The organism is Streptomyces actuosus (assembly GCF_016921115.1).
Taxonomy (GTDB): Bacteria; Actinomycetota; Actinomycetes; order Streptomycetales; family Streptomycetaceae; genus Streptomyces; species Streptomyces actuosus_A.
The window spans coordinates 1-11382 of record NZ_JAFFZS010000068.1 but is presented as its reverse complement, the minus strand read 5'-3'; the positions used below and the strand labels follow the sequence as shown (position 1 = coordinate 11382).

General features: G+C 69.5%; 12 protein-coding genes. 7 read left to right on the top strand and 5 right to left on the bottom strand.

Annotation, left to right across the window (positions count from 1 at the left end):
• From JS756_RS35135 to JS756_RS35125, 3 genes are all read right to left on the bottom strand, one after another.
• The coding region (locus JS756_RS35135; protein WP_205387331.1) for an nSTAND1 domain-containing NTPase at positions 1-2569 on the bottom strand (2569 nt) is incomplete at its 3' end.
• A gap of 68 nt (positions 2570-2637) precedes the next feature.
• Positions 2638-2976: a CU044_2847 family protein gene (locus JS756_RS35130; protein ID WP_205387330.1), complete on the bottom strand. Its 339-nt coding sequence runs from the start codon at positions 2974-2976 to the stop codon at positions 2638-2640.
• A 398-nt stretch (positions 2977-3374) separates the two neighbouring features.
• The gene (locus tag JS756_RS35125; RefSeq protein WP_205387329.1) at positions 3375-3857 is read right to left on the bottom strand and encodes a GNAT family N-acetyltransferase; all 483 of its coding nucleotides are present in this window, start codon (positions 3855-3857) and stop codon (positions 3375-3377) included.
• Positions 3858-3958: 101 nt separating this feature from the next.
• On the opposite strand from JS756_RS35125, the gene JS756_RS35120 reads away from it, so the two are divergent.
• Positions 3959-4201, top strand: coding sequence for a hypothetical protein (locus tag JS756_RS35120; protein WP_205387328.1), 243 nt, complete (start codon positions 3959-3961; stop codon positions 4199-4201).
• 409 nt (positions 4202-4610) lie between these two features.
• Here JS756_RS35120 and JS756_RS35115 read toward each other — a convergent pair whose 3' ends face one another.
• Positions 4611-5345 (bottom strand): GbsR/MarR family transcriptional regulator, encoded by a 735-nt coding sequence (locus JS756_RS35115; protein WP_205387327.1) that lies wholly within the window; start codon positions 5343-5345, stop codon positions 4611-4613.
• Positions 5346-5601: 256 nt separating this feature from the next.
• Here JS756_RS35115 and JS756_RS35110 point away from each other — a divergent pair, with 256 nt between their 5' ends.
• From JS756_RS35110 to JS756_RS35095, 4 genes are all read left to right on the top strand, one after another.
• Complete coding sequence (locus JS756_RS35110) at positions 5602-6264, top strand: DUF4097 family beta strand repeat-containing protein (RefSeq protein WP_205387326.1); 663 nt, start codon at positions 5602-5604, stop codon at positions 6262-6264.
• 202 nt (positions 6265-6466) lie between these two features.
• Positions 6467-7237, top strand: a complete 771-nt coding sequence (locus JS756_RS35105) for an alpha/beta fold hydrolase (protein ID WP_240204843.1) — start codon at positions 6467-6469, stop codon at positions 7235-7237.
• Positions 7238-7775: 538 nt separating this feature from the next.
• On the top strand, positions 7776-8246 hold the full coding sequence (locus JS756_RS35100) for a hypothetical protein (RefSeq protein WP_205387324.1): 471 nt from the start codon (positions 7776-7778) through the stop codon (positions 8244-8246).
• 162 nt (positions 8247-8408) lie between these two features.
• The gene (locus tag JS756_RS35095; protein WP_205387323.1) at positions 8409-8588 is read left to right on the top strand and encodes a transposase; all 180 of its coding nucleotides are present in this window, start codon (positions 8409-8411) and stop codon (positions 8586-8588) included.
• A gap of 202 nt (positions 8589-8790) precedes the next feature.
• On the opposite strand, the gene snpA is transcribed toward JS756_RS35095, so the two are convergent.
• A complete protein-coding gene (snpA, locus tag JS756_RS35090) occupies positions 8791-9480 on the bottom strand; it encodes a snapalysin (RefSeq protein ID WP_240204842.1) in 690 nt (229 codons plus the stop codon).
• Between the two features lie 222 nt (positions 9481-9702).
• Here snpA and JS756_RS35085 point away from each other — a divergent pair, with 222 nt between their 5' ends.
• Complete coding sequence (locus JS756_RS35085; RefSeq protein WP_205387322.1) at positions 9703-10740, top strand: LysR family transcriptional regulator; 1038 nt, start codon at positions 9703-9705, stop codon at positions 10738-10740.
• A gap of 351 nt (positions 10741-11091) precedes the next feature.
• Entirely contained in the window at positions 11092-11262 is a 171-nt protein-coding gene (locus tag JS756_RS35080; RefSeq protein WP_205387321.1) for a hypothetical protein, read from the top strand.
• Positions 11263-11382: the final 120 nt, after the last annotated feature.

The following is an 11382-nucleotide window of genomic DNA, read 5'->3' as shown; positions in this document are numbered from 1 at the left end:
CGGAGGTCACGCCGTCGTGGTGGCCGGTGAGTGTGGTGCGTAGGTGGCCGGTGGCGGTGTTCCATAGTTTTGCCGTGCCGTCGTTGCTTGCGGTGGCGAGGGTGTGGCCGTCGGGGCTGTATGCCACGGAGGTCACGCCGTCGTGGTGGCCGGTGAGTGTGGTGCGTAGGTGGCCGGTGGCGGTGTTCCATAGTTTTGCCGTGCCGTCGTTGCTTGCGGTGGCGAGGGTGTGGCCGTCGGGGCTGTATGCCACCGAGGTCACGCCGTCGCTGTGGCCAGTGAGGCGGTGCCGGAGGGGGAGGCCGGCCGCAGAGTAGAGGGCAAGTGAGGCGGCTGCCGTGGGGTGAGTCCGATAGGCCTGTACAGCGAGCAGGGAGGCCAGATCGGGATCGGTGTCGGTGAGGCCCTGGGACTGGGCGGCGAGTTGTCGGGACAGGGCGATCTGCTGAGCGGTGACAGCGGTCTGACGTTGCCACAAGGCCAGACCAGTGGCGATGAGGGCCAGGACAAGAGCCCCGATCAGAATGAGGTTGATGCGCTTGGCACGGCGCAGCGCCGCCTTCTGGTTGTGGTGGCTTGCTTCGAGGAAGTCCGCGAGGGGGCCGGGCAGTCCGCGTTGCCGGGACCAGTCCAGGCCGTCGGCCAGGGCGGTGCCGTGCAGGAGGTCCTCAGGGTCGTGGCGCCGGGCCCAGCGGGCGCGTTGTTCTTCGGCTCGGTGCAGCCATGTGTGGAACTGCTGGTCTTCGGCCACCCAGTCACGCAACTCGCCCCAGTCCTGGGTCAAGGTGTCGTGGGCGAGTTCGGCCACCACACCCACAGGCGGGGGCCCTGGGTCGCGGGCGTGGGTGGTGATGATCCTGTGGCGGGTGAGTGCAGCCAGGACCGCGTCCGTCGTCCGGTCGGCGGGCTCGGAGGCGGGCGGTCTTGGCGAGGACCGGGAGGAGTCGGCGGCGAGGTCGCGCAACACGTCGAGTGGGACCTGCTGGCGGATGGCGGGGATGCGTCGGACGGGGTCTGCGGGGCGTACCAGGGCGGTGAGGAGACGGCGTGCGGTGGTCCGGTGGGCGGTGGGCAATTGGTCGAGGGCGGTGTTGCACCAGGTGGTGAGAGTTCCGTTGATCTGTCCGATGCGCTCGTAGGCGGTGTGGGTGAGGCGGCCGTCGTCACGGCGCTCCCACAGCTGGCGCAGCGTCAGCTCCAGGGGGACGAGCGTGGTGACAGGTGCCGTCCGGGTGGGAGTGCCGCGGAGGTCGGCGGCCAGGACATCGGCGATGATCCGTTCGGTGAGTCCGGATTCGAGACGTAGGCCGGCCGCCCGGGCGGGCTGGGTGATGATGGCGTGCAGGTCCTGCTGACTCAGGGTGGCAGGCACGTTGACCAGGCCCGACGAGGCGGCTTCCAGCAGTTGCGGGGCTTCGGCGGCCATACGGGGGTAGAAGTCGTCCCGCATGATGATGATCACCACGGCCGGTACACGTGACCGGATCAGGTCGGTGATCTGTTCGATCGCAGTCGCGGACGCCTCCCCGCCGGATGGGGCCGTCTGGGTGGGAGGCAAGGGCGACGGGACGGCGGCCGGGCCGCTCAGGATCTCCTCGAACTGGTCGATGACCAGGACCAGACGATCGCACAGGGTGTCTCCGTCGACCCGCTGCCGAGCAGCGGCGGTGATCCCGTCGGCCGCGGCACCGGGTAACCCGTGGCGTTCCAGCGCAGTGGGCAGGTGCTCTCCGGGGCGGACGACGACGGGACGCCACCGGTCGCTCCCAGGCAACCGCCCGCCGGCCAGGGCGGGCAGGACACCGGCTTGGACGAGGGAGGACTTACCCGATCCGGAGGGGCCCAGCAGCAGAAGTGCCCGCCGCTGCCCGGCCAGCGCCGTGAGAACCGTGTCGACGGCGTTGTCGCGGCCGTGGAACCACGCCGCCTGCTCGCTCGTGAACGGTTCCAGCCCGCGGTAGGGGGACACGGCATGCTCAACGGCCCCGGGCCGGATCCGGCGCAGGGCTTGAGTGGGCGTGGCGTAGGCGATGCCCTGGCCGCGAAGGTGCTCGTCGGCTGCGGTGATGGCGGTGACCATGCCGATCACCAGGCCGGTGACGTCGTCGACGACCGGACCCCCACTGAATCCCCGGGTCAGGTCGTTGGCCCCGGTCAGCTGCAGCAGGCCGTCCGTGCCGTCGTCGGGCAGTAGGTCACCGGCCACCGCGTAGCCGAAATGGCCCCCGGGCGGTGCCTGGCCGGGAAAGCCGAACGAGCGCACCGCGTGACCCCGGCAACCGGCAGCGGAACCGAGTTCCAGCACCCGCGCTGCGGCCGGGGTCTCCCTCAGCCGGACGACTGCGACGTCCTCGGCTTCCGGGTCGCGCCAGGATTCGGCCGGGACGTCTCCTTCAGCCCACGGTGCCCCTTGCGCATGAGGGAAGACGATCCGCACCCGGTCGCCCGGACCGTATCCGCCGGCCCTCAGCACGTGAGCGCAGGTGACCACCGCATCGTCACCGATCAGGAAACCGGCCCCGACCGATTCACCCCGGCGGGACTGGATCCGGGCCACCCCCGACCTCATGCCGGACCTCCGTCCGCTCTGTGACCCGCATCCGTACTCGCTGCCTCGGTATCCCGCTCGCCGCGGACTCAGTGGGCGTTGTCGCCGGACGCACTGCGCCAGGCTACGGTCACCTTCAGGTGGCAACCCACCTCACTCTTGGCGATCACGGCACCTGCCTGCGCCGCCAGATCCACCCCGAACTCGATCTCGACCTCGTCCGGACCCGCCTGCCGCAGCTGTTCCAGAGCCGTTCGCGCCAGGTCCGTCACCGGACGGAGCTTTTCCCGCACGGTCAGCGGCAGGTCCTGGATGACGTCGCCGACCCGGCCCGCCTTCACAGGCCCGTCCGACACCTCCGGCATCTCGGGAGTCTCGACCAGAATCGAGCCCCCGTCCTCCAACGGAAGTCGCGCGAGAACACGCACAGTTCCCCCTCCTCTCGCAGCCCCGCCCTTCACGGGATTGCGCAGATGGATCAACAAGCTAACCAACCAGCAGAGGCAGCGTCGGGCATTCGCACATTTCGTCTTGCCCTCGACGCAGGCCGAAGGCCTTCACCCGTCGGAACCCACACCGGGGCGCACCCTGCCTCGGGCACCGGCCCGGAGACGCGGCACACCGAGGGCCTGCGCGCCGACTCGAGCGCGGGATCAGCCACCGCAACCGCGGCGAACCTGAGCCCATGCCTGCCCACCGCGAGTCGTCGACGGCGGCGCCCACGACGTGGCGCGCGACATGAACGTGCGCGTCCGCCCTCCCTGCGGCTCCTTGGGACCACGCCGCCCGGCCCGGCCACACCCACGACCCGACAGGGTGGGCTAAATCAGCCGTCCAACCGCAGCACCAGCTCGTCGATCTCCACTCCCCGCGCGTTCGCGAAACCCCGGTCCTGGCCGACGACCTTGAAGCCGCACTTCTCCAGGACCCGCACCGATCCGGTGTTGTCCGCCGCCGCCCGGGCCAGGAGCGGGCGTTCAGGGGCCTCGGCGAGCAGCGCCCGCAGCGCCGCGGTCGCGATGCCCCGCCCCCAGTAGGAGCGATCGATGAAATACGTGACCTCCCGCTCGCCCGGATCGCCGTACACGGCCGCGTGCCCGACCACGTCGCCGTCCGCGAGCACGGTGCGGGTGACGACGTCGGGCGAGGCGAGGATGCGCATCCAATGCGCGTCGAAGTGGGCCCGGTCCGTCGGGTCCTTCGTGGTGAAGGCGGCCATCCGATTCGACTCGGGATCGCTCATGTGCCGGAAGAACACGGGCAGATCGCTGGGGTGCACGGGACGCAGGGAGACAACGGTGGAAGCCATGGGTCCGACCGTAGCGACCTTGGGGGAAGGACGGGAGTGAGTCGGCCGTGACATGGGAAGGGCTTCACGGGTTGGGCGAGTTGTGACGCCGATCCGGGCCCGTGCGGCCTGTACCCGTCCTGCCCTGTCAGGGGTCACCCCTGACCTCCACCCTGCTCGGCGCAGCCGGGCTGCGTGCCCTGTCAGCCGCGCAGAGCATCGGGCCGGGCAAGCTGCTCCGCATGGCTCCGAGCCGCCTCGTCGTCACGGCCGGGGCACTCGTCGGTGGCGCAGTCGTGTGCCTGGCCGTGGGGGTCTTCCGTCTGGCCGACAGCCGAGGGAGGAAGCCGGCGTCCACTACCTGAACAGCCACGGTGATCTCCGCAAGGTGACGCGTGAGGCATCCGGGGAATCGATCAAGGCCGAGATGCGCTTCTTCGCCACCGGGTTCGCCTTCCTCTCGGCCTGTGCGGCTGTTCGGGTCGCCTGCGCTCACCGCACGGCGGCACCGCACCCGGTTCGCCGCACCCCTGCCCCGGCTCCCCCAGCGCCACTCGCGGCTGCGCCCGGGTCACCCTGCGGCGCGGTCGGTTTCCGCAAGGTCTCGCGATCGATCCTCAGAGCGGCAGCGATCTCCCACTTCGGCGTCTCGGACACGGACCCGTACAGCGCGACCGCGCACGCCTCGGACTGTGGCTGACGGCTCTCGGTGATCACGAACTGTGAGATCTCGGAGCGTCGGGGTCCGGTGTCTCGTGTGTTCAGGACCAAGGGTCAAGGGCCGGTGCCGGGGGTCGTCCCGGACCTGGGGTGGAGGACTTCGCGGCCCTGTTCGGCTGCGCGGATGAGGCTTTCGCTGACGAAGTCGAGGAAGCGGGCGGCGTTTTCGAGGCGGTCGGCGGCGGGGGTTCCGCGGCCGAGGACGGTGATGCCCTGGCGCGCGGTTTCGATGAACTGGTCGTTGGCGCGGGCGCTGCGGATCATCGACTGGTACCAGAGGTCGTCGTCGACGACGTAGCGCTCGCGGCGGCGCTCGTCGCGTTCACGGCGGACGAGGTCCAGGTTCTCGAGGTACGTGATCGCTTTGGAGATGGAGGCGGGGCTGACCGTGAGGCGCTGGGCGAGTTCGGAGGCGGTCAGGCGGCCGGTGTCGGTGGTGTAGAGGCAGCCCAGGACCCGCGCCATCATCTTGGGCAGGCCCGAGGTCATGAGGACGGTGGTGAGGGTCTCCTGGTAGGCGTGTACGGCTTCGGCGTCGCGTCCGTGGGGCTGTACGAGCGACTGTGACCCCTGGGGTGTGGAGCGTCTGCGCCGGTGGGTGCGCTGCTGGGTGGCGCGGTGGGCGAGGTCGGCGCGGTAGCCGGTGGGGCCGCCGTTGCGTGCCACCTCACGTGTGACGGTGGAGGTCGGACGGTCGAGGCGGCGGGCGATCTCGGCATAGGCCAGGTTGTCGGCCAGTCCCAGTGCGATCTGCTGGCGCTCGGCCTGGGTGAGCCTGCCTCCCGGCATGACGATCCCCTTTCGTGCCCCACGGGTGCCCCGAGGTGCCGCTCGGTGGTGCCTGACGGCTCCACCATAGCGTTCAGCTTCAATGTAATGCAACGAGCGCGAGTATGGTTGTTGCGTTAACTGAGAGATTGTTGCAATGATTACTTCGCTCTCACCTGCCCAAATGCAATTCCTGCGCAAAGCAGCTGTTGTCTCGATATGGAAAGCAACGTAGCGTTTCCAGTGTCAGAAACGAGAGCGAGCACAGGAGAGCACGTTGCAGAACTTCGACACTCCCGCCCCTATCTCCACCGTCCTGGACGTCCCCGCCGGACGTGTCCAGTTCATCGCCGCCGACCGTGCAGACACCTCCGTCGAGGTCCTGCCTTCGAACGCCTCGAAGAGCCGCGACGTAAAGGCTGCGGAGGAGACAGAAGTCGCATACGCCGACGGAGTCCTGCGCATCGGGACCCCGGCGAAGAACCGGTATCTCGGCCCTTCCGGAGCCATCGCGCTGACGGTCAAGCTGCCCGCCGGTTCCCACATCGAGGCGAAGGCCGCCGGCGCCGAACTGCGGACCGTCGGCCGCCTCGGCGACGTCGCCTTCGACGGCGCGTATCACCAGATCAAGCTGGACGAGGTCGCGACGCTCCGTCTCACCGCGGTCGACGGCGACGTCGAGGTCGGCCGACTGGGCGGCCCGGCCGAGATCAGCACTGCACGCGGCGACATCCGCATCACCGAGGCGACCGGCGGCTCGGTCGTGCTGACCACCCAGTCCGGCGACATCTCGGTCGGCGCCGCCGCCGGCGTCTCGGCCGCTCTGGACGCCGGCACCGGCTACGGCCGCATCAGCAACGCCCTGAAGAGCGACGGCACCGCCGACCTCGACATCCGTGCCACCACCTCCCAGGGCGACATCACTGCCCGCAGCCTGTGAAGAAGCAGCACCAGGACGGTCCGGCCGCTCCCGCCCCGATCGCGATCCCATGGGCTGCCCGCCCTGTGCGGCCCGGCCATCCGCCCCGACGGACCTGCGATCCCCATGAGGGCCCCGTGGCGCCGTACCAGACATCTCGCGCAACCAGGGGGAACACGTGACGAAGGACAGCACTTGCTCGAGCAGTTCGAGGTGGGTCGGCATGGTGCCGGTGGACGACACGGCCCTGGCCGTCACCGACACGGGCGGTCCCGGGATCCCGGTGGTCTACCTCAACGGCCAGTTCGCCACCCAGGGCTACTGGCGGCGGGTCATCGCCGAACTGGGGCCGGGGTGGCGGCACATCACCTACGACGAGCGGGCCCGCGGCAGATCCAAGCGCTCGGCGGACTATTCCTTCGAAGCCGCCGTCCGGGACGTCGACGCTGTTCTCGCCGCCAGGGGAGTGGAACGGGCCCTTGCGGTGGGCTGGTCGTACGGAGCGGTCGTCGCGGCGCACTGGGCCGGCCGGAACCCCCGACGTGCGTTGGGTGCGGTCATGGTCGACGGTGCCTTCCCGTACGACTGGCTCGACCAGGCCATGGAGCAGCGCATCCACACGCTGTTCCGGCGGCTGGGCTGGTTCATGCCGCTGCTCCGCCCGACCGGACTGGTGCCGCGGATGACCGCCGAACAGCAGGCGAACAGCAACATCGAGCTCGGCCACCTGTCCCGTGAGCGCGAACTGGGCCCCGTCCTGGACGACATCACCGTCCTGGTGCGCTACGTGGTCGCGTCCGGGACGTCCTTCGGAAGCCGCGGTGACGAACAGGAACGGATACGCACGAGCCTCGACGCGGTGACAGCCCGCAACGCGAACATCCGGATCAGCGCGAAGGTCACCGGCAACCACGGTGCGATCCTCAAGAAGGACTTCCCGGCCGTGGCCGAGGCCGTACGCGAGGTCGCCGCCCTCGCCCAGGGGGAGCGCTGAAGTCCCGAACGGGCGGACCGGCCAGGCCCGCTCGCCCTACGAACGGGGCTGCTTTCGCACCGGTGGGGGACTGAGCTCCTGATCGCCCGGAGTACGGCTTCAGCCGGTCGACGATCCCCGGCGCGCCCGACGCCGAGGTTCGCCGGCCCGGCCGTGCAGTCCGCTACCCGGCAGTGGGCGTCCGGCTCACGGCGGGAGCCGGGCTCGTCGAGGACCAGGCGACGGACCTTCGCCGACGACCGGGCCCTCGACCACTCGGCGGCGCCACCGACGATGCGTTTCATCGGGGTCCAGGTGTTGTCGGGCCACAGTGTGCCGGCGGCGTCCAGGCCTCCTCGGGCGTTGCCTGCGTACCAGTGCAGGCTGCCGTCGTCGCGGCCGTCGGCGTTGATGTCGGCGGTGCATCGCGCATGAACCCGCGTGCCTCCCCACTCCAGAACCCGCACCACTCCAGCGGGTTCCTGCCACGTGAACCTTCAGAAGGGTCAGGCAGGATGAGGGTCCAGTCGGTTGGGGAGGGCTCGGAGGGGGTTACGCATTGCAGGTGGTCATCGCGGGTGACCAGGTGTTGCGCGTCGCGTCGCGGGAGGTTCCTGGAGCCCACGTGGTGCCTCTTGGCCAGGGCTTGTCGCTGATGCCGATGACCGATGAGGTCGTCGCTGCCGTCACGGACGGCAGCGACGAAGGAGACCTGGGGTTCTGGCGACTGCCAGGGGGCTTCGACACGCAGCTGGCCCAATGGTCTGTCGCGGGCCCGATCGCCTATGTGGAGGCCGAATACTTCGGGGGAGTCGGCGAGCAGCGAGCCGCTGTCTGGGCCGACGGTGCACTGGCACTGGGTCCGCTGGATGAGCCGACGAAGAAGCGGTTCTCTCGGGCAGTCAGCCCCATCTCCCAAGCCCTGGGGCGGCTGGGCGTCCGCAGGAGTCCGGGCGAGGACGAGTTCGAGGCCGTGGGGCTGGGCCGCCATCGCAGCAACGAGGACTGGATCTCCAGCGCCTGCCATTGATCAGAAACTCATGGGGTTCTCGTCGAGGATGCATCGGACGTGCGGGCAGCCGAAGTAGCCGCGGACGATGCGTGGCTGACGCCGGCGTCCACGGAAGAAGCGGCGGGTTTCGGCGGCTGGTTCGTCTTGATCCCGGGGGCTCGGTGCTGCTCAGGCACCGCCATGAAGCGGCTGGGCGAACGCATCGAGGAGGCGATGGCCCCCTTTCGGTCCGTCCTGCACCTGCTCGACACCATCCCCGGGATCAAGCAGGCCACCGCCGAGGTGACCATCGCGGAGACCGGCGGCGACATGAGCCGGTTCTCCTCCGCCGAGCACCTCGCTTCCTGGGCCGGGGTCTGACGGCCACCACGAATCCGCCGGTCGGAACAAGAACACTGCGGTCCGGCGCACCAGAGCCGGCTCATCTCCGTCGCAAGGCTGCTTCGGGCCGGTCCTCTGCCGTTCAGACGGGCGGCGGTACGGACCGCGGTCGACGCCGCGGTCCGTACCGGAGAGGGCGGACCGGGAGGTGCTGGAGGCAGGTCCGCCTCGTTCACCGAGGTCAGCCGGTCTTGCTCAGCTGCGCGACGGCCTTGGCGAGGCCGTTCGCCCAGAGTCGGTTGACCCGTGTGCGCTCCGTGGAGTTCGGGTACCGATTGGTGCAGGACGGACCGGGGCCGCCGCCCGACATCAGCTCGCTGCACGGGCCGCTGTAGTGGTCGGGGAGACCCAGCACGTGACCGGTCTCGTGGGCGGCGACACGGATCGAGTCGTACCGCCGGTTCTGTGCGTAGTCGAGGAAGATGTAGCCGCTGCCGTGGCCGTTCGTCGACGCGTACGATCCGCGTGGGTCGTTGCCCTCGTAGTAGGCGAAGTCCGCGCTGCCCGAGGTCGCCTGGAGCTTGACGTTCGACACGGAGCTGTTCCAGATGGAGGCGGCGCTCGATATCTGGGAGCGGAAGCTCGGCGCCCGGGAGGCGTTGTAGTAGACGGTCACCACCTTCAGGGAGGGCTGGCCGGCCTGCCGCTTTGCCACCGACTTCAGAACGGCGTCCAGGAATGCCTTGTCGCCGGTGTTCCCAGCCGAGCCGACGTAGCCGGCGGCGGAGGTGTGGGCCGGGGCCTCGGCGGTGACCCGGGCACTCGCCGGGGCGGCGGTGCCGAGCGCGCCGGAGGCCAGGCCCAGGCCGAGGGCGAGGGCCAGAAGTCTCCTTGAGTTCTTCGGCGTGTTGGGCATGAGGAACGAAGCCATGTGGGGGGCTCCTTCTCGTCCTGTGGGGTTGAACGATCGGTTGCCTCTGAGTCTCCTTCAGCCCAATGGGTCTGTGGATGATGCCAGTTGGAGATAGCGCCGTGCTATCGGCGACCTCGTCGCCCAGTCGTGTCGGCCGGCGGTTCGACTCGACCGACTCGTCCACATTCGCTGAAAATTGAACATCTGGTATGCCGATCCGTCTCGCCCTACGCTCCTTTCATGGAGTTGGAGGTGAGGCACCTGCGTGTTCTCTGTGCCATCGCCGACGCCGGCAGCCTGCACAAGGCGGCACGGCAACTCGGCTTGGCACAGCCTTCGTTGAGTACGCAGCTGCAACGGATCGAGCATGCGCTGGGTGCCCAGCTCTTCGTGCGCGCTCGGACCGGCTGCCGGCCCACCCCCCTGGGACTCGCCGTACTGAGCCGCGCCAGGCCTCTGGTGGCGGAGTTCGCGGCGATCGTCACTGAGACCAGGGCGGCAGCCGCGCGCGCCGCCGCGGGGTTCCAGTTACGCATCGGCGCCACCGCCAGCCGGGCCATTCCCGGCTGGCTGCGTCTGCTGCGGGTGCGGGTGCCGCGGATCGACCCCACCCTGCAGATGAACGTCTCTGCCAACGTCCTGCTCGGCATGGTCGCCGCAGGACTGCTCGACATAGCCTTCGTGCACGAGGTCGAGGGAAGCCCGCTGCGCATTCCGCCCGGGATCAGCCTGCGCGTTCTCGTCGAGCGCGAACCGCAGTTCGTCATGCTTGCGGCGGACCACCCGGCGGCCACCCGGCGGCAGGTACTGCTCGCCGACCTGGCTGACGACCGGTGGATGGTCGATTCGACGGTCGACGGGGAGTGGGACGCCCTGTGCCGGGCGTTGCGGACGGCCGGTCTGGAGTCGGAGATGCTGCACGGCGACTACCTCACCGCGTACTCACTGGTCGCCACCGGCGAGGTGGTCACGGTGGTTCAGCCCACCGCGCATCCCCGTCCCGACCTCGCGATCCGCCCTTTGGAGGGTGACCCGATCGGCGTACGCCTTCTGCTTGCGGCCCGCACGGAGGCCGAACTGGACGACGTTTACCCTGAGTTGGAGGAGTCCTACTGGTCGGTTGCCCGCGATGCTCCGGTCTACCGGGAGTGGCTGGAGCGGGCCCGCCAGCCACTGACACCGTTCGACGGCGCCGCCGAGTCCCCGCTCGACCGACGAAGACCGAGCTGTCCCGCCCAGACGTCCGTGCGACCGGCGGCTCCCAGCGCCTGCTGCTGATTCGCGGACCGACAGGCCCGAGTTGGAAATCAGTGCCGGAAGGCCGGGTGGCGCATGTCCAGCTCGGTCCTGGCGCCCAGGCCGGCACGTCCCGTCTGTTGCTGCGGCGGAAGTACGGCCGCCGGTCGAACACCTTCGCATCGACGGCCCAGCCGTTGAAGTTGCTGATCGTCGACCGGCATCTTCGCCGGGTGGTCGGCTTGTCATTCTTGTGCGGCCCCGCCCCACGGACGGACGGGCTTGACCGGCTGCACCGAGGGCCGTAGCGTGTCCGACCCTGTTCGGCGCTCTCCCCCGCATGATCGGACGGGTCCTGGAGATGCGGGGCAAACGTGACGAAGGTGGGCGACGATGAGGGGCGACGGACGCAGTCCCGAGAACTTCGAACAGGAGGTGCTGGAGGCAGCCAGGCTCCTGAACCGGTATCGCGAGGCTGCCGCACGACGCAACCGCATTGCGATGGTCCTCGTATGCGTGGCGGTGGGGCTGTCCGCGTTCGCGGTCGGTGTCCTGGTCTTCTAGTGCCGCACCAGGCAACGTTCGCCCCGTCGCGACGCCCGGCACGCACTCTCGCTGCACCGGACGAAAGCCCGAGTACATCCAGTACGAGGGCTTCCGGCCGGCACACCGGGAGCACGCACC

Bases quoted from the DNA above. Each gene is read 5' to 3' on its own strand.
- JS756_RS35125 (WP_205387329.1), bottom strand. From the start codon at position 3,857: ATGGCTTCCACCGTTGTCTCCCTGCGTCCCGTGCACCCCAGCGATCTG.
- JS756_RS35115 (WP_205387327.1), bottom strand. From the start codon at position 5,345: ATGCCGGGAGGCAGGCTCACCCAGGCCGAGCGCCAGCAGATCGCACTG.
- JS756_RS35105 (WP_240204843.1), top strand. From the start codon at position 6,467: ATGGTGCCGGTGGACGACACGGCCCTGGCCGTCACCGACACGGGCGGT.
- JS756_RS35095 (WP_205387323.1), top strand. From the start codon at position 8,409: ATGAAGCGGCTGGGCGAACGCATCGAGGAGGCGATGGCCCCCTTTCGG.
- snpA (WP_240204842.1), bottom strand. From the start codon at position 9,480: ATGGCTTCGTTCCTCATGCCCAACACGCCGAAGAACTCAAGGAGACTT.
- JS756_RS35085 (WP_205387322.1), top strand. From the start codon at position 9,703: ATGGAGTTGGAGGTGAGGCACCTGCGTGTTCTCTGTGCCATCGCCGAC.
- JS756_RS35080 (WP_205387321.1), top strand. From the start codon at position 11,092: ATGAGGGGCGACGGACGCAGTCCCGAGAACTTCGAACAGGAGGTGCTG.